The sequence below is a fragment of the Marinoscillum sp. 108 genome, assembly GCF_902506655.1.
Classification (GTDB): Bacteria; Bacteroidota; Bacteroidia; order Cytophagales; family Cyclobacteriaceae; genus Marinoscillum; species Marinoscillum luteum.
Genome location: NZ_LR734808.1, coordinates 2530576 through 2548912, shown reverse-complemented (window position 1 = coordinate 2548912; position 18337 = coordinate 2530576). Strand labels below are relative to the sequence as shown.

15 protein-coding genes are annotated in these 18337 nt (G+C 43.7%); all 15 read left to right on the top strand.

Annotated elements, in window-relative coordinates:
- Positions 1-219: 219 nt before the first annotated feature.
- The 15 genes from GV030_RS10195 to GV030_RS10125 all read left to right on the top strand — a co-directional run bounded on the left by GV030_RS10195 (position 220) and on the right by GV030_RS10125 (position 18333).
- Positions 220-1350 (top strand): hypothetical protein, encoded by a 1131-nt coding sequence (locus GV030_RS10195; RefSeq protein WP_159582208.1) that lies wholly within the window; start codon positions 220-222, stop codon positions 1348-1350.
- Positions 1351-1377: 27 nt separating this feature from the next.
- Positions 1378-2571, top strand: a complete 1194-nt coding sequence (locus GV030_RS10190; RefSeq protein ID WP_159582207.1) for a hypothetical protein — start codon at positions 1378-1380, stop codon at positions 2569-2571.
- A 227-nt stretch (positions 2572-2798) separates the two neighbouring features.
- A complete protein-coding gene (locus GV030_RS10185) occupies positions 2799-3878 on the top strand; it encodes a hypothetical protein (protein ID WP_159582206.1) in 1080 nt (359 codons plus the stop codon).
- A gap of 20 nt (positions 3879-3898) precedes the next feature.
- Entirely contained in the window at positions 3899-4840 is a 942-nt protein-coding gene (locus tag GV030_RS10180) for a hypothetical protein (RefSeq protein ID WP_221413327.1), read from the top strand.
- 3 nt (positions 4841-4843) lie between these two features.
- The gene (locus GV030_RS21485) at positions 4844-5803 is read left to right on the top strand and encodes a hypothetical protein (RefSeq protein WP_185155814.1); all 960 of its coding nucleotides are present in this window, start codon (positions 4844-4846) and stop codon (positions 5801-5803) included.
- On the top strand, positions 5800-6813 hold the full coding sequence (locus tag GV030_RS10170; RefSeq protein ID WP_159582204.1) for a hypothetical protein: 1014 nt from the start codon (positions 5800-5802) through the stop codon (positions 6811-6813). The genes GV030_RS21485 and GV030_RS10170 overlap by 4 nt, the downstream gene beginning before the upstream one ends.
- A gap of 258 nt (positions 6814-7071) precedes the next feature.
- Positions 7072-7485: a type IV pilin protein gene (locus tag GV030_RS10165; RefSeq protein ID WP_159582203.1), complete on the top strand. Its 414-nt coding sequence runs from the start codon at positions 7072-7074 to the stop codon at positions 7483-7485.
- A gap of 80 nt (positions 7486-7565) precedes the next feature.
- Positions 7566-7973, top strand: a complete 408-nt coding sequence (locus tag GV030_RS10160) for a hypothetical protein (protein WP_159582202.1) — start codon at positions 7566-7568, stop codon at positions 7971-7973.
- Positions 7942-9333, top strand: coding sequence for a GspE/PulE family protein (locus GV030_RS10155; RefSeq protein WP_159582201.1), 1392 nt, complete (start codon positions 7942-7944; stop codon positions 9331-9333). Before GV030_RS10160 ends, GV030_RS10155 begins: the two co-directional genes overlap by 32 nt.
- Positions 9330-11204: a type II secretion system protein GspD gene (locus GV030_RS10150; protein ID WP_159582200.1), complete on the top strand. Its 1875-nt coding sequence runs from the start codon at positions 9330-9332 to the stop codon at positions 11202-11204. Before GV030_RS10155 ends, GV030_RS10150 begins: the two co-directional genes overlap by 4 nt.
- A gap of 8 nt (positions 11205-11212) precedes the next feature.
- Entirely contained in the window at positions 11213-12394 is a 1182-nt protein-coding gene (locus GV030_RS10145; protein ID WP_159582199.1) for a hypothetical protein, read from the top strand.
- Positions 12384-12899: a hypothetical protein gene (locus GV030_RS10140; protein WP_159582198.1), complete on the top strand. Its 516-nt coding sequence runs from the start codon at positions 12384-12386 to the stop codon at positions 12897-12899. The genes GV030_RS10145 and GV030_RS10140 overlap by 11 nt, the downstream gene beginning before the upstream one ends.
- Positions 12883-14142 carry a hypothetical protein gene (locus GV030_RS10135; protein WP_159582197.1) on the top strand — a complete coding sequence of 420 codons (1260 nt, stop codon included), beginning with the start codon at positions 12883-12885 and terminating at the stop codon, positions 14140-14142. Before GV030_RS10140 ends, GV030_RS10135 begins: the two co-directional genes overlap by 17 nt.
- The gene (locus tag GV030_RS10130; protein WP_159582196.1) at positions 14139-14630 is read left to right on the top strand and encodes a hypothetical protein; all 492 of its coding nucleotides are present in this window, start codon (positions 14139-14141) and stop codon (positions 14628-14630) included. Before GV030_RS10135 ends, GV030_RS10130 begins: the two co-directional genes overlap by 4 nt.
- 313 nt (positions 14631-14943) lie before the next feature.
- Positions 14944-18333: an RHS repeat domain-containing protein gene (locus GV030_RS10125; protein ID WP_159582195.1), complete on the top strand. Its 3390-nt coding sequence runs from the start codon at positions 14944-14946 to the stop codon at positions 18331-18333.
- The last annotated feature ends 4 nt before the right edge of the window (positions 18334-18337 follow it).

Below are 18337 nucleotides of genomic sequence, written 5' to 3'. Positions count from 1 at the left end.
AGCTGCGCGATGCTGTTTCAGATAATAGTCGGGTGGCTTACTGCGTTGGTCCTTACCACCAACGCTCGTACCTTTCTGAGCATTCTGAGTTTGAATCACACTGCCCTGCGTTATTCACAAATAAGTCTTTGATTCTAAGGGGGAATTTTCTTTTTTTGTTGGGTTTATATTGTCACCAAATAAGCCAGAAACTTATCTACCACCAAATAATCCTAACCTATGAAAGTTCTTTTCTATTCGATCTTGCTCGCGTGTTCCACCTCAAGTGTCATTGCACAACAGGTAGATGTTCAATACCTTAATCCAAAGCATTACAGTACCGGGGTATATAAGTTTATTCGCATAGGTACTTCTTCCGATTACGGAGCGGGGCTTATGCTGAACGAATCAAGTGCAGATTACGGCGATGGAAATGATTTCTCTCTGTTCACGTACAATGATCGTGACCTGACCATTAAGACAGGTTTGGGGAATTTTATTGTGTTCCCAAGTAGTGGAGGTAACATGGGGGTGGGGATGACAAACCCAATATCCAAATTGGACGTGCTGGAAAATTCAGGGTCTGATGTGGTGGCGAGATTTAGGACAGGTGAAGGCCGTATTTCTATCGGTGCTGCCGGACCCTCTACCGCCAATTATACTTATGGAAATTATATTTCGTCACATAACTTTGACGGAACATCTTACAAGGATTTGGGCCTGAAAACCGCTGCAGGGCCTCCTCAATTTGTATTTACCACATCAGGTAATATGGCTGTGGGCATATCCAGTCCCGGAACCTACAGGCTTGCTATTAAGCAATCATCCTCCAATTCCGGCTATGGGTTGAGAATCTTGAATGCTGCTCAGAATAGAAGTGCTCAGCTCTGGGTAGGGACTGGAGGTGCGGTTTTGGATGCAGAAGGAGGGGCTAATTTACACTTACGAACAGCTGGGATCGATAGGATATATATAAAAAATAATGGTCAGATTGGAATGGGGACGTCAGCAACGGGTTCTCACAAACTGGCCGTTGAAGGTTCTATTGGGGCAAGAGAGATCAAAGTAGAATCAAGTGGCTGGTCTGACTTTGTGTTTGAAAAAGACTATAAGCTAAGGCCCCTGGAGGAATTGGAAAGTTATGTCAGTGAGCATCAACATCTACCCGAAATTCCCAGTGAAGCTGAGGTAACAGCACATGGTATCAACTTGGGAGAGATGAACGCAAAATTGCTGCAGAAGATCGAGGAATTGACGCTTTATCTCATTGAGCAGAATAAAGAAATAAGGGCTCACCACGAACAAAATAAATCCCTGGAGATGAGAATCAAGGAACTTGAGAAGCAAGTTTCACAGATCGGAAGTCATTGAAATAAAACAAATTAAATCTAAGAAAAGATGAGAAAAGCACTGATATTGTTGCCTGCCATACTTCTGTCAACCACCCTTTGGGCCCAATGGAATGGTAATTCTACGACCGATCCGATTTGGCGAAGCGGGGCTGTAGGGGTTGGTGTTTCTAGTCCAACGGAGAAATTAGATATTGAGGGCACCATTAAAATAAGAAACAATTCTGACTCATGGAGATTAGTGACCAACTCAGGAGGAAGTTTTTCTATCAAACAAACGGGATTTTCCGGAGCGCTGAACATCTATAAAAGTGGTGCTTCGAATAATGATCTTCTAAATCTATATAACGGAATGGTTGGGATAGGCACCACTACTCCGGATTTTCCCCTTCAGGTGCGTACCCCGCTAGAAACAACTGATCCAATCAGTTATGGCTTTGATGTGACAAGAGTAGATAATGAAGCAAGAGGGCTTTCGATCGGAATGGCTACAGATAACTCTTATTCAGTAATTGGTGCACACAACGCAGATTTGAAGTTGGGGCATACGTTTGGGGTAGGGGCCGGAGGACAGCCTGTCTTCTTTGCGGATATTACTATCAAACACACTGATCAAAGCATTGGTAAGGTTGGTATTGGAACATCTACTCCATCGCAGAGATTAGATGTAAATGGGAACATAGCGCTCAACAACTATCAAATTTTATCACAAGGAGGATCGTCAATTGGATTCGGAACTGGTGGAATTGGAAATGAGGACGATGATATCACCATTGATATTGTCAACGATGGTGAACTGGAACTGCACAGAGCTGGTATCAACTTGTTAAGCATAGGTAATAGCATTCTATTGGACAGAACCAATTCTGTAAATGTTGGCATTGGCATTGAAGATCCTAAGTCAAAGTTGGCAGTGAATGGACAGATTAGAGCAACTGAAGTCAAGGTGCTTGCAAATATTGATGTGCCGGATTATGTCTTTGAATCCGATTACCAACTCCTATCGCTAAAGGAAACTAAAGCATACATTACCGAAAATAAGCACCTTCCTGAAATTCCTTCTGCTACTGAGATTGGTGAAAATGGAATTGATCTTGGAGATATGAACATGCGGCTATTGAAAAAAATAGAGGAACTAACGCTCTATCAGATCGAGCTTTTAGAACGATTGGAGCAATTGGAGTCTAAAAGCATCGAGTTTGACAAACTCATGGGAAGAATTCAAGCACTTGAAAATAAGTAAAAAATTATGAGAAGGAATATCTGTATGCTCTTACAGCCTTCCTGACAGGTCAGTGTTATATGCTCTTGTGGCGTTCACAAGAGTATCAAAGCATGAAGTTGCGTTATTCACAAATTAGCCTTTGATCCTATGTGTTAATTTCTTTTTTTTGTTTTGGGCTATTGTCATTTTAATTAAATAGAGAAATGTAAGCCCGTTGGTGATCACCGCTTATGTCAACCTCTTCGATGAAACACATACTATTCTTCCTGCTCGTCACGATCATGGCTAGTCAGTGGGCTGTTGGTCAGCCCTATACCAACTCCGTACCGAGCGGAGATACGTGGTATCAGATCGGAACTCGGGGTAATCGTTTGGTGAAAATTTACGCCACAGGCGATTTCGCAGTACACGAAATGGTGGTTTATATTGTTTCCGGGAACTACAATACGGCTGAGTTTACCATTGTTAGTGAATATAATTACAATCACAAGCAGATCAAGCTTGAGTGGGGTTATGTTGGATCAGGAGCTAACCGTTATCTTGTTTTGAAGAGTACTCCCACTCCCAATGCTACATATGCTAATGGGTTTACCATTACTGATGTGTCAGATCCTACCACTGATTTTAACCTCACTCCTGTTTCAGATGTATCGAGTATTGTGCCCATTAGCCCATCTAATGTCGTGTATAATTCTGAACACCTCCAAAGAGTGGGAATTGGGACACTTGAGCCAATGTCCAAACTGCATGTGAAGGGCGCCACCATCTTCGAGGATCCCATTCGGTTTCATAATGGCACTGCCAACAAAGGATTGGTGTGGGGGAATGATTCATGGGCTAATTATTACAGCCGAATTGATGATTATGGAGGTCAACTTAGGATAATGACTGACGATAAGTTGCTATTCACCGATATTAACTCAGGGGATGGAGCTCCCACGAGTACTGCGGTGTTTATCAATACGAATGATAAAACCCTCGGAGTAAATACAGACTTGATTCCATCAGGTTATAGGCTTGCCGTGGCTGGCAAAGCCATCATGGAAGAGATAAAAGTAGAAGCGGCGCCATGGCCAGATTACGTCTTTTCTGAGGGGTACGAGCTTCCGGATTTGGGAGCTACAGCGGACTTCATAAAAGAAAATAAGCACCTACCTGGTATCCCGTCAGCCACAGAGGTGGCGGAGCAGGGGATTTTGCTGGGTGAGATGAATGCGAAGCTGCTGGAGAAGATTGAGGAGCTTACCCTTCATTTGATCGAGCTGGAGCGGCAAAACAAAAAGCTTAATGAGAGACTAACCAACCTTGAGAATAAGAAACAATGAAGGACTTACTATTTTATTTAATGATCACATTGCTGGTGCATTCTGCCTATGCCCAGGAGTCATCATATACTGTGAATAAAGGCAGTGGCTATGCCAGGTTAAGAATTGAATCGGACGGAGATGGCACCCATAACAATGTCACCAATGTCATTGAGTCCTACGGTTATGGAGGGGCCTCCGATCTTAACTTCATGATTTCAAATTGGAATGGCCACTATCATTTTGCCTATCAGACCACTGCGGGAAGTTTTAATGCAGTCAGATTAACCAAAGGAGGAGGTGGGAGCAATGGGCCAAATGATGGTTACGGATTGATTGATGTTTATGGTAGGGACCAGTCCAACTATATTCGTTTGGCCGGATATGGAGATTCTTTTTTCAAAGGAAGCCTGGTATTAGGGGGAACTTCCACATATGCAAGATTGGAATTGTTGTCATTGGCCTCTCAGCCCACCATGCTAGTGGGTCGGGCAAATGGGTATCCGAATATTATGGCCAGTACTGATGGCACTGGTCACTTGATCATGGATTCCCGGTCAAATGCTTACGCCAGTTTAAATCATTATTCATCTGCAGATGTGACCTTGGCTTATGGTGGTGGCAATGTCGGTGTTGGTGTCGTTCACCCCACTGAAAAGCTGGAAGTAAAGGGCACCATTCGGAGTAAGGAAGTAAAAGTAGAAGCCTCTCCCTGGCCAGATTACGTTTTCTCTGAGGGGTACGAGCTTCCAGATTTGGGGGCAACAGCGGACTTCATAAAAGCAAATAAGCATCTACCTGGTATCCCATCAGCTGCAGAGGTGGCGGATCAAGGAATTTTGCTGGGGGAGATGAATGCCAAACTGCTGGAGAAAATAGAGGAACTGACGCTCCACCTTATTGAAAAGGATAAACAAATAGACCTCATCCTTGAAAGACTAGAGGCGCAAGAAGGAGAGATAGACCAACTTAAAAAGCAATAAGCCATGAAAATTTTAGTCAGTATTTTATTGGGCCTTCTAGCCATAGGAGCCGTTGCTCAGGGCAACGATGATCTTACAATGAACAACAACAGGTTTGTTAAATTTTTAGCGAGCGGAAATGTAGATGATGGAGTTAAGATTGGAAGATTTTCGGGCAATGCCCTGAGGGTATCTTATCAAGGCAATGTCATTGCTTTTGATGCCTTGGATAATCGAGCCATAATTTTTAATAACGCTGGCAATCAAACTAAAATACAACTTCATCCAGCAGGGAAATCATTTATTAAGGGCGGTGATTTTGGTGTGGGATTATCCAACCCGGATGCAAAATTCCATGTTTTGTCAGATGCTGTGGATATCAATTCAACAGATGAAAAGGCAGCTAATTTGATTATTGAAGCCTCTTCTGGTACTCGAAGCATGAATGAGGGTGCTACATTAGGCTTTGTGATTCCTGCCAATACCAATGGAGGTAACGCCTGGCAGCAGGGAAGGATTATGGTCACACCGAATAATGAAAGTAATGCCAATGCCAGTGGAAGAATGTTGCTTCAAACAAGATACTACAACTCGGGATCATGGGAATGGCAAAACAATTTGACATTAACCGCAGGTGGTAGCGTGGGAGTTGATGTGATCAACCCCACTGAAAAACTGGAAGTAAATGGCACCATTCGGAGTAAGGAAGTAAAAGTAGAAGCGGCACCATGGCCAGATTACGTTTTTTCTGAGGGGTACGAGCTTCCAGATTTGGGAGCAACAGCGGACTTCATAAAAGCAAACAAGCACCTACCCGGTATCCCATCAGCCACAGAGGTGGCGGAGCAGGGGATTTTGCTGGGGGAGATGAATGCGAAGCTGCTGGAGAAAATAGAGGAGCTCACTTTGTATGTCATTGAACTAAAAAATGACAATCAAAACCTTTCCGAGAGAGTCATCGAACTTGAATCTAAAATAAAATGAAAGGAAGTTTATTAACATTTGCGTTGGTTTGTTTGTCCAATCTGGGGTTTGCTCAGTGGAATGGTAACACTTTCAGTGGTGGTCTGGTCAACTTTAAGTCTCCTAGTAGTGGTGGGAGTTTTCTTATGAACTTTCACTCAAACGTAAACTATGGGTCAGATAGAGCTTTTATTCTTGTTCAAGATGAAAGTTCTGATAGTCCTGGCTCCGGATCAGAAGACTTGAGAATGACGATTGGTGTTTACAATGATTTCAGGCACAGTATTTCGCATTCTGATGAGTTGTGGTTTCAGGGCGGAGGTAGGTTGGTTTGGAATGTGGGTACCTGGGATTCGCAGCTTTCCTCGCTCATCGGGTCTTCTACCTCGGGAACCACAGGTGGTTTTGAATGGCGTATCAATAATTCAGTTAAGTTGAAACTTGATCATTCTGGTTACTTAACGCTGGGTAAGAATGGCACAACGAGCAGGTTACTTTTCAGTGCTCAGACCAATGACCCAGCTGAAATTCGACACATTGAGAGCAACAATTCAGCTCAATTCTGGATTAACCCTTCTGATGATTTCGATGTTGGTTCGACAGCCGATTATTTCATAGTTGGGGATCCTGATATTAATGTTAAGCGGTTTTATGTGCGTGGTGATGGACTTACACATGTTTCATCTGCTCTTACAGTAGGTACTACAGCGCTTCCTGCCGGATACGAGCTTGCCATAGCAGGTAAAGCCATCATGGAAGAGGTAAAAGTAGAAGCGGCACCCTGGCCAGATTACGTTTTTTCTGAGGGGTACGAGCTTCCAGAGTTGGGAGCAACAGCGGACTTCATAAAAGCAAACAAGCACCTACCCGGCATCCCATCGGCCACAGAGGTGGCGGAGCAGGGGATTTTGCTGGGGGAGATGAATGCCAAACTGCTGGAGAAAATAGAGGAACTGACGCTTTATTTGATTGAGCAAAATGAGCGGGTTGAAAAACTTGAAAAAGAAATAGAGACCATGAAAAACAAATAGACTCATGTGGGCTGAAGGACCTCTACCAGCTTAGGATTGGCATAACTTAAAATCTAGGACAATGGTCAGTTTATATCTGACTGAATCGAATATAAAAAGTCAGAGGCTAACTGAAACGGGTACATGGTCTCACCAGTACCTGAGATCATCCACAGAGTAAATGTGGTAAGGATACATCATCTTCACCAAATTGGAGTTCCTCAATTGATTAAACCAATGAGATTTTCCTAAATTTGAGAAAAAGTCCAAAGGAACCTTATGAGTAATCTGAATAAAAAGCGGCTGGCTGCCTTTACCTTATCCGAACTGCTGGTAGTGTTGGTGATCATCGGGATACTGGTGTTATTGGCATTGCCCTCTCTGATGCCACTCATTACCCGCACTAGATCCATAGAAGCCAAGCAGGCACTGAAGCATGTTCATACCCTGCAAAAGACCTATTACTATGAGTACTCCAGGTTTAGTGACAACCTGGACCAGATTGGATTTGAACAGGAGGGGTTAGTCAGTGAGGAAGCTGGGAATGCCAACTACTTAATCGAAATCTTGGAGGCAACGCCCACTACCTATGTGGCTCGGGCCACAGCTCAGGTTGATTTTGATGGCGATGGGGTGATGAATATCTGGGAGATCGATCAGGATGGAAACATGATAGAGACCCAAAAGGATTGATGTATGTGATTTTTCTCCTGCTTTTCAGCTTCTGCTCATTCCTGATTTTTTGGCAGGATTTTAAAAGCAGAAGTATACATGTGTACCTAATCCTTTTTTTTGCAGTACTGCCCGTATTGTTTCATTTTTTTGTGCAGCCCATCTCGCTCTGGGGCCTCGCATTTAATTGGGGGTTCCTTGCTGTTATTATTGGTCTTTCTATGCTGCTGATTCGCTGGCGCAATCAGCTCAGTTTTTCAGGTATGTTCGGTCTGGGGGATGTATTCTACCTAATGATTGTATCGGTTTACTTCGATTTTCCAGATTTTGTGATCTGGCTCAATGCCGGGCTGATTTCAGCACTTAGCATGCATTTGATGGCCAATCGTCTATCTGAAAGGTATAAAAAGCAGCACTTGATTCCGCTTGCAGGGTTTTTGGCCCCTATATTTACTGTCGCCTTATTTATTCACATTTATGTTGGACCAGTCAGCGCCTATTTCTTCTAATCTGATCAAAGAGTTATCCACTTCCATTGCCTGGAAATATCGGGTTTTCCCGAAGATGGCTGAAGGGAGGCGCTTGGTGCTGTACGCTGATGCTCAAGAACCTGAAATGCTGGCAAGGCAACTTTCCGTCATCACGGGTAAGGAGATACACATAGAGGTTGCGGATAGTGAGTGGATAGGTAGTCAACTCACCAGGTATTACATCAGATCTGGGGGAGACACGGTGCGCTCGCTCAATGTAAACTCTGATGAGTTTATCGGCGAGATGATTTCGGAAGCCAATGAGCTTGGCTGTAGTGACATCCACATAGAAAAGTATCAGGATCGGTCCAGGATCAGGATGAGGTTGGATGGTAAGCTGATCGAGCGGTATGAACTCAAAAAGGAGAAGTATCATGAGTATGTCAACAAGATCAAGATCATCAGCAACCTGGATATTGCTGAGAAGCGCCTGCCTCAGGATGGTCGCATCCTGATTAAAAATGCAAAGGGGCAATATGATATTAGGGTTTCAGTGCTGCCCACTTTGTTTGGTGAGAAGGTGGTTCTCAGGTTGTTATCCAGTGATGCATCCAATCTGGATATTCGGCAGCTTGGACTAAATGCGGGTCAAATAAAGCTATTTCTGGAATCCATTTCCAGGCCCCAGGGCATGGTGCTCATCAGTGGACCTACCGGTTCTGGGAAGACCACCACACTATACGGGGCATTGAAATACCTCAATGTGCCCACTACTAATATCCTCACTATTGAAGACCCCATAGAATACACGCTTGACGGGATCAACCAGGTACAGTTAAATGAAAAAGTAGGACTGGATTTCGCTACCACCCTGCGCACTTTTTTGAGGCAGGATCCGGACATTATCATGGTGGGTGAAATTCGGGATGTGGATACGGCCAGGATAGCGATCAGAGCAGCCATGACGGGTCATTTGGTGATGTCTACCTTGCACACCAACTCTGCCATTGGCATTATCTCCAGGCTTATGGAGATGGGTATTCCGGAGTATCTGATAGCGGATACCCTGAATGTAGCGGTGGCCCAGCGATTGCTCAGGAGGTTATGTCCAGCATGCAAGCACAGGCAATCAGATTTGTCACAGCTACCAGAAATTTTGAAGAATTCCCAAATAGATTGTTATTTTACCCCCGTTGGTTGCAGTGAATGCCATGGGACAGGCTACAAGGGGCGAATGGCTATTTACGAAATGGTCAACATCACGGAGACCAACAAGGAGTTGATTTTTTCAAAACCTGATCAGTACAGCTCCGAAAATGGTAGTCTGATGACGAGTGCAATAGAACAGTTTGAGCAGGGAGAGACCTCTCTGGAGGAAATTTATACGTATTTACTTTGAGCAAATCATTCATTTTTGTTATTCTCTTCTTTCTTATTGCCCGTGGGGTAGTGGCACAAGATCCGTCTGGCCTGAGTCAGCGGCTGGATACACTCAGTAAGGAAATTGCCGGTCTTAATGAGCCTGTGGACTTTACCCTGGTGGATGCTCCACTGTCCGAATTACTGAGAGCGGTGGCCGAAACTCATCATTTAAATGTGAACCTGGGCAACATCCCTCAGATAGCAATTACCAATAACTTCAATAATGTGCTGGTGAAGGATTTGTTGCTGTTTATCTGCGACGAATATGACCTGCAAATAAAATTCACCAATAATATTTTTTCTTTCTATCATCAAGGTATTGTAGAGCCCGAAAGAGCGATTGCTACATATGATCAGGAGCATCAATTACTGACCATCAATGCTCAGAACAATTTGCTTGCAGAAGTAGCTGCGGACATCACCCGAAAGTCCGGGTATAATGTGATCGTCAATCAGGCGGTAGCGGGTCAGATGGTCAATGCATTTATCAGAGCCCTCCCCATAGAGGTGGCTATCGAAAACTTCGCGGAAGCCAATAACCTTAAACTTGAAAAAAAATCCGAAAACGTCTATCAGGTCTCGGGTCAGATTGCACCTCAAATTGAAAATAACCGGCCCAGCAGGCGGTCAGCGGGTTATACGCATTCCGGAGGTCATGATTTGAAGACTTTTTATATGGATGGACTTCCCTACCTATCCATAAATTGCTACCAAACTCCAGCTGTTGAGTTGATCCGACAGGTGGGAGAACAATTGAATATTGGTTATGTCCTTTTGGGTGATCCTCAGGGGATGCTCAATTGTAGACTGGACTCCGTATCATTTGAGGATTTTTTGAATATAGCCCTGGAATCTTCTAATCAGACCTACTCAGTGACCAATAAGGGTATTTATCTAATCGGAGAAATGCAGAAGGGTACAATCAACGAGGCCCGTGTGTATTCCTTCAAAAACAGATCTGTAGAAGGTGTGGAGGCGGTGATTCCACAGTCTTTGATCCAGCAAGTGCAGGTGAAACCATTTAATGACCTGAACGCACTGATTCTTACGGGGAGTGAGCAAGCGATCAATAGGTTAACCAGCTTTTTGAACGATATAGACCGGGCTGTTCCCAATGTGCTGATAGAAGTGATGGTGGTAGAAATGAGAAAGGGTAGTTCGTTGAGGACAGGGGTCAAGGCGTTTTTGGGAGATTCTGTCCCTACTACACAAGGACAAATATTTTCGGGCGTAGACGTGACCCTTAGTTCACAGACATTCAACAGGATTCTGAATAATCTGGATAGCCGGGGAATCATGAACCTTGGCCGGGTTACCCCCAGTTTCTATGCCACTATCCAGGCCATGGAAGAGAACAATAATTTGAATATCAGGTCTACCCCCAAGCTATCTACACTGAATGGACATGAAGCTACGCTGACCATTGGTCAGTCGGTCTATTACCTGATCGAAACTCAAAATGTAACAGGAGGAGTCAACCCAATTGTGACGGTGACCCCCAGGTATGAGAAAGTGGAAGCAAATCTGGATTTGAAGATCAGTCCTTTCGTGAGTGACATGGAGGATGTTACCCTGTCCATAGAGGCAGAGTTTAGTGATTTCATTCCTCCGGAGATCACCGGAGCTCCTCCGGGCAATGCCAGTAGGAAGTTCATCTCTAAAATCAGGGTGAAGAATGAGGAAATGGTGGTGATAGGAGGCCTGGAAGAAGTGAGCAAGGCCGAAGGAGGGAGTGGAATTCCGCTGCTTTCCAGAATTCCGATCCTCAAATGGCTCTTTAGTTCTAAGACCAAGGATAACTCTGAGACAAAGCTGTTGATTTTCATTAAGCCTACAATCGTCTATTAACCAGCACCATGAAAGTATTGGAGCGATACTTAAGGAAGGAATGTTTAGGGCTGAGCATCGAAGACTCACCTGACGGGTTAGAGGTCAAAGGTGCGCTGGTGTGGATCGACGCTGAGGGAGAGATTTGTATGGGAGAAGCCTTGGAGGGCACCGAAAGCATTTTGCAGTATATACTACAGCGACCGGTACTTCCGATATCCCTGGGAGTGTATTCTGAGCAAATTTTGAGTGCATTTACCGAAGATGAGTTAACTCCTGAGGGTATTGAAAAGGTTTTCAGTGAAGAAGTGACCAACGAGGATCAAGGTGAATTTCTGATCAACTTTATGGGCAGCGCCTACGCTTTTGCAAGAAAGGATTCCTTACTAAAATTGTTGTATCCCCTGGAGCCTTACAAGGATCAGCTTGTCGGGGTTCATCTCGGTTTACTCAATGAGTACCCCTTGGCCCGGTCAATCCATAGCCGAACCACCAATTCAAGGGTGGCTATTGGGCGTTTCGAATTTGATTTTTCCGGTAACCGACCTGCTGGTCAGAAAGAGGTTCCGTCAGATTTGCAGTTTGGCGACACATTGATTGATCAAAATCTGGTGCCTCCCTTTTGTGCGGCCCTTAATGCGTTAAATGGACTTGGTGAAACCACAGGCTATCCCGAGCTCCAGCATAACCAGAAAGATCTGAAGTTCAAGAAGGTCTACCTGAGCTTAAGGTATCCGGTATTGGGAGTGTTGCTGGCATTGTTCCTGATCAATGCCACACTTTTTGTTTTTCTTAATGACACCAACAAGGAGCTGAGGGGTAAATCTTCGATGATTGAGCGGCTGGGAGCGAAACAGAAGCAGTTGCAAGCCTATCTCTTGAGTAATAAGGACCTGCTTTCAGATATGGAAGGCAAGCCTGAGATTGCTCAAATCTGTGACATGGTTGGAAAATCTATTCCTAAAGCCCTCGTTCTCGAGCAGCTCTTGATCAACCCCCCGTCTGATAGACCGGGGAAGAAAACTCAGCCCCCAAATCCGCGGGTAGTCATCAGCGGAAAAGCTGATGATCCCATTGATTTTACCCATTGGGTGCATCAGGTGGAGCAAATGGATTGGGTAGAGGATGTGATCTTTCAGCGTTTTCAGGGGCCTGATCTGAGCAATGAACAGGGTAGGTTTAATTTAATCCTTTCGAGAAATGTGGAGTAATTTATCATATCAGCAAAAAACCTTGATGATGGTGAGTGCTGCCGTGTTACTCCTTGTGGTGGGTTATTTTGCAGCCTTCCAAAAGACCATTCGTATTCATCAGGAAAATGAATACCTGAGTGCTCTTACACAAAAAGGAGAGCGGCAATTGATTGCTGAAATTGCCCAACTCTCCACTCAAAAGAGGCAAATAGACTCCCTGAAAGCCGTGGTAACCAGAGCCTCTTCAAAGGCTGAAATATTCGCCGTTTTGGTGAGCAGATCAGAGCAGTCCAATTTGCAGATTGTTGAGATCAATGAAACTTCAAAGGAGGGGGCCGAGAGGTATGAGTGCACATTTAGTGGTCTATATGTCAACATGGTAAAATTTATCCGCTTTGTGGAAAGTGATTTCAAATCAGTTACCTTAGAGTCTCTTGATTTTCACAAAGAATTTGAAAGAAAGACCGGAGTAACTCACCTGCGTGTTAAAATGATTTTAAGAAAAAATGAATATGGTTCGTAGCTACACCCTGGCTTTGGTTTTAGGATTGACATTCTCTATGTGTGGCGATGTGATTGAAGAAGATATTTCCGGCAGGGAGGTTGTTCTATTGTCACCAGCAGATAGTGCGGTATTGACCATGGATACAGTTTCTTTTTGGTGGGAACCGGTGGATGGTGCCCGCTCCTACGAGTTTCATTTGGTCAGCCCGGGTTTTGAGACCGCCAGCAGGGTATGGATGGACTCAGTGACCACCAGTAACCTGATCACCATGGTACTCCCAACGGGAGCTTACGAATGGGAGGTAAGCGGCTTCAATGCTGGTTATGCCACGCAGTTTTTTTACCGAAGTTTCCGAATAGACACCACAGCCAGTGGAAGTGAGATAGCACTTCAGGGTCAACCCGAAATCATTAGCCCAACCAACGGCAGTTTGATCATAGGAAAGACCGCCAAGCTCTGGTGGGAAAAAATGCCCGGGGCAACCCACTATGAAGTTCGGCTGGTAAGCCCTTCGTTTTCAGATCTTCAAGAACTTTTGTTAGATACACTTACCGCCAGTAATAAGATGTCAGTATCCCTTCCTGAGGGCAGTTATGAATGGGAGCTTAGGGGCACCAACGCCTCCTACGCTTCTGACTGGGTACGTCAGTCCTTTGCCGTAGACTCTGTGCAAGTGTTGGATATCTCGCAGGAGACCATTGGTCAACTCTCACCAAGCCAGGATGTACTGATCATTGGTGCCGGGGTGGATTTGTGGTGGGAGCAGGTGACTGGCGCCACGGCGTATCATGTAAAAATAGCCAGTCCCAACCTGGCGAACCCACAGCGGGTGCTTCTGGACACCAGTATCTCTCAGAACCAACTCCATAAAGCGCTTCCTCCCGGCACCTATGAGTGGCAGGTGCGTGGTGCAAATGCCAGGTATCAAACGGGTACGGCCTCCGGCACTTTCAGGATGGATGTGGCGGTGGACATCTCCGGATCAACAGTGAAGCTCTCAGCGCCAGGAGATAGCTTGGTCACCAGTATGCATGACCTTACCTTCTGGTGGGAAGAGCTGGCGGGTGCGGAGACCTATGATTTCATTCTGGTTTCGCCCTCATTTGATCATATTGAGCTCCTGGTCAATGAGCAGGAGCTTGTGAGTAACAAGCTGCAGTTGAATCTGGATAGTGGTAGTTACCAATGGGGTGTACGCGCCAAAAATGAGGCATATGTTACCCCACTTTCCATTCGCAACCTCTATATCAATAGCAAGTGAGTGGCAAGACCAAACAATGGTTGCTATTGGGGCTTGTGGCCCTCATCTGGGGGTTGATAATGGTGAGGCTCTTTGACCTGACCTCTCAGCCAGAAGAGACCCTTTCTCCCATTCGCTTATCGGCTAAAGATCTGGCGAAAACCACCGATGAGACTTATCGGTTTTACCTCAATTATCCTGACCCTTTTTTGAAAGATCTATCCACTCCAGCAGTGAAGGAGTTGGCACCTGTTGAAAATACAGAGAGGCCAATGAGCAAGGCGATCCCGCAGGTGGTTTTTAGAGGGACAGTGTCTGGCACTCGTGTGACCACCGGTATGCTCATGCTTAACATGATGCCGCGGATGGTCAAAAAGGGCGATTCTTTTGAGGAGTTCAAGGTGCTGGAGGTAAATGATGGTGAAATTAAACTATACTATCAGCCGTTGGATAGTGTGTTGGTGGTCAGCAAAGCTGATCAATCAGAGATTTTCAAAAGGAGGGATTAGACCATTTTGAGCGATGGACATATCCCATGAGAAGAATGTCTCCATTTTTTTGGTTTAATGTAAATAGCGGTTTATTATTGAATGTTGAACCGCATTGTATAATGAGGAGCCAATCGTAATTACCAGTTTAGGGAGGGGATTGTTGAGGCATTTTTTAACCTTACCCAACTTGACATCTGGGAACTCTGAAATGGGGCAAATCCAACGACTAAAATTGGGTAGGATGCTATAGATTAGATTGATAATCAGGCAGGATTAGGAGAAGATCATTTCAAAGAAAATGAGTCCATTTGATAACTAATTAGGTTGAATAATGAAAAGAAACAGACCTTACCTGGCAGTACAAAACAATTACTTTTTTGTTTGTCTGGGAGCTTTTATAATAGGGGTCTTTATGTCCTCAGGGTTATTAGCCCAACAGTATAATCTACCAACAGTCCCAACGCCCACGGCCTACTCTTTTGTAAGGTTCAACGACATTTCAATAAGTCATCATTCTGGGACACCAAACATTGAGGTGCCGCTATATACGATAGACGATGGAGATGTGAAAATTCCAATTTCCTTACGTTACGCAGGTGGTGGCATAAGGGTAAACGAAGAAGCGAGTTGGGTTGGTCTAGGGTGGAACTTAAATGTAGGTGGGGTAATCGTTAGGAGCGTTAAAGGACAAATTGATGAAACATGCACCATAGGCACTATTCCAGGAAGCTATGATCCAGATGCACTATTTACTGAGCCCTACACAGAAAATCAAGCTTGGGTTGGTAAAACCTCTACAGAGTTATATAACGAACAAGGATTTAATCCTTATGATAGCTACTGTTCCTCAGAGTATCAAAACCTGCTTTACCTAGGCTATTTTGAACCGGATGTATTTACATTCCAATTTATGGGATATTCAGGTTCCTTCATTTACGATGAAAGCGCACAGGACTTTGTTATACTTAACAGTAATGAACCATTAAAGATAGAAATGATAAGTGGTTCATACGGTTACTATGATATTGGTGCTGGTTATAAAATAACTACTAGTGAAGGGGTGGTATATGAGTTTGATAGGAGAGAGATTAAGTATCCAGTTGATGATTTTTCTAGGATTGTTTCCGAATCATTTTATTTGACCAAGATATTATATACCGATGGGAGTTATGCGAAGTTTGATTATGAAACTCTTGGAAATGCCGTATCCAACTTTCAGTCACTTGATCAATATAGGGGCTATACAGTCGGATTAGGTTCAAGTAACCCCGAGTGGAGGAATAAGTCATCATATGATTCTTATCAACCTGTTTATCTCACTGAAATCGAAACGAATAACTTTATAGCAGATTTTAGTAATAGGTCTTCAAGGATAGATATTTATGGTGAGGAAAAACTGGATCGATTCACTATTACAGACAAGGTGACCAATCTTGTTAGAGGCTTCAACTTTCAATATTCCAATAGCTTGGCAACCAATTTTGGAGTAAAGTTTGGTTCGTCCTGGCATGCAAATTTCAATGAAAATCACATCAAGTACCGCCTGATTCTAAATCAGGTTTGGCAAGATGGTTTGAGTCCGTATGAATTCATTTACAACACTAAAAAGTTGCCGTATAAAACCTCATATGCTGTTGACCACTGGGGGTTTTATAATGAGGTTAATAATTCATATTTTTTCCCAAATCTCTCTGCTATAGTGAATTCCGAGTTCCGGTATAATGAGGATCCTTCTCTTCAAGATCCATTTAATGATAACCCACCCATTGGAATGAAATTTAGGGGTTTTGCGAATAGAGGGTCAAACGAAGAGGCCATGAAGGCTGAAATTCTTGAAAAAATAATTTATCCAACTAAGGGTCATGCAGAGTATGAATGGGGTTCACATGAATTCACCAATCACTCAATCCCAGATTCGGATTATCAGGGAACTGAGGTTCTTGGCAATTTTGGAGTCAAAGACTCAAATGGGGCAGATGGTGATGATGTTACAGCTAGAAATAATTTTCCAGCGGGAGGAAATAAGGCTCAAATAACAATAACATTTTCTGTTGGTCAGGTTGATTGTGGGGCTGGTCAGAACTACACCTTGGCGAGAAATACGCATATTGATGTTTTGGATAATGCCCATATTCAATTGAGAAGTGGCACCTATGGTACTACACTTGAGAAAACATGGACAATCCCAGATGAGGTATTCTATGGGGGATATGATGATTTCCCATGGACATATACGATTCAGGAGGAAATTTCCTTAAATCCGTCCGTTGCAACGTACTTTTTATCACCTAATCTCCCTTCACTCACGTCACAACAAATAACAGATAACTGCGGAAAATCGAAAAATTATGGATTTCACGTCCGTGCAACTTTGACTCTTTTGGACGATAAGGGAGAATTTTTGGCAAGTTCGTCAAATCCGTCTAGGGGAGGAGGGCTTAGAATTAACGGTATAGGTATTTATAATCCCGCTGATCCTACTCCAAGGATTCAAAGAACGTATACTTACAATGAGGGCAAGCTGAACTTACCACTTTCTTATTTTACACACGAATTTAACAATCATCTCACATACACAAATGGTCAGATTAACTCAATGCCATCTGCAGAGTGGTGGTTCAACACAAAGTCCAACGCCAATTTCTATGCTGGAAGTCAGCCTTTAGTAAGCTATGGTTACGTGGAGGAAAATCAATTGCCTAGCAATGGTTCAATTATTTATGAATTCAAAAATGTTGATCCAAAGTTTGGGCCAAATAATAATCTTCATCCCTTTCATGCATCCTATGAAAGCGGATTGATAGAGCGGAAGACTTTTCGTAATGCCGCAGGTGAAGATGTAAAGATTATTAGTTACACATACGATGATCTTCTTTCGGATGGAGCTTACGGAGCGATGGGCATTTTTGAGTATCAGGCATTATCAGGTCAACAACCAAATATTGAAGTACGCCGATGGTACACTTATAAATTCTTCTTTGATCACTGGGTGAACACAAAAACTGTGGTTATCGATTTGAACCCGACAAATACATTCACAAATACCATAATAAATAAGCATAATTCTCTAGGGCAGGTGATACGCACAGTATCGTTTGGTACAGATTCCTTGGTAGACAAGCAAGTGTCAATCTTTAAGTATCCCAATGAACTGAAAGGAGGCTCTTCATTTTATCAGACGATGTTCGATCGTAACTTTCATCCCGTAGTAGAGCAAGAAAATTATCATAATCAGACGCTGAGCCTTAAAGTAAAAACCAATTTCGAGAGTGAATCATTTACTCAAAATGGTGAAAATTATTTTGGCTATTACCCTACCAATCGGTTGACTTACCCCACAGGAGGTGCTGAGGTATCCACCACTACCATTAACTATGATCACGGTAAGATGATAGAGTTAACCGGTCCAGATCAGGTTTTGAATGTGTTTTTGTGGGACGGAAACCAACTGGTAGCTCGGGGGATTAACACAACATTCAATGAATTTTGGGACGCTTACTTTATCGATTGTGGTTATGGGGATTATAGTTGTCTTAAGTCCCAGCAACCTAATGCACGTTTTTCTCTATATGAATATGAACCTATCAATGGACCAACTAAAATAACAGATGAAAATGGTCTTTATACGGAGTATGTATATGACACTTTTGGTCGATTACTGCGGATCAAGGACCATGATGGAAATGTCCTGGAGGAGTACACCTACAATTACAAAAACTAACCGC

Bases quoted from the DNA above. Each gene is read 5' to 3' on its own strand.
- GV030_RS10195 (WP_159582208.1), top strand. From the start codon at position 220: ATGAAAGTTCTTTTCTATTCGATCTTGCTCGCGTGTTCCACCTCAAGT.
- GV030_RS10190 (WP_159582207.1), top strand. From the start codon at position 1,378: ATGAGAAAAGCACTGATATTGTTGCCTGCCATACTTCTGTCAACCACC.
- GV030_RS10185 (WP_159582206.1), top strand. From the start codon at position 2,799: ATGAAACACATACTATTCTTCCTGCTCGTCACGATCATGGCTAGTCAG.
- GV030_RS10180 (WP_221413327.1), top strand. From the start codon at position 3,899: ATGATCACATTGCTGGTGCATTCTGCCTATGCCCAGGAGTCATCATAT.
- GV030_RS21485 (WP_185155814.1), top strand. From the start codon at position 4,844: ATGAAAATTTTAGTCAGTATTTTATTGGGCCTTCTAGCCATAGGAGCC.
- GV030_RS10170 (WP_159582204.1), top strand. From the start codon at position 5,800: ATGAAAGGAAGTTTATTAACATTTGCGTTGGTTTGTTTGTCCAATCTG.
- GV030_RS10165 (WP_159582203.1), top strand. From the start codon at position 7,072: ATGAGTAATCTGAATAAAAAGCGGCTGGCTGCCTTTACCTTATCCGAA.
- GV030_RS10155 (WP_159582201.1), top strand. From the start codon at position 7,942: ATGTTGGACCAGTCAGCGCCTATTTCTTCTAATCTGATCAAAGAGTTA.
- GV030_RS10145 (WP_159582199.1), top strand. From the start codon at position 11,213: ATGAAAGTATTGGAGCGATACTTAAGGAAGGAATGTTTAGGGCTGAGC.
- GV030_RS10140 (WP_159582198.1), top strand. From the start codon at position 12,384: ATGTGGAGTAATTTATCATATCAGCAAAAAACCTTGATGATGGTGAGT.
- GV030_RS10135 (WP_159582197.1), top strand. From the start codon at position 12,883: ATGAATATGGTTCGTAGCTACACCCTGGCTTTGGTTTTAGGATTGACA.
- GV030_RS10125 (WP_159582195.1), top strand. From the start codon at position 14,944: ATGAAAAGAAACAGACCTTACCTGGCAGTACAAAACAATTACTTTTTT.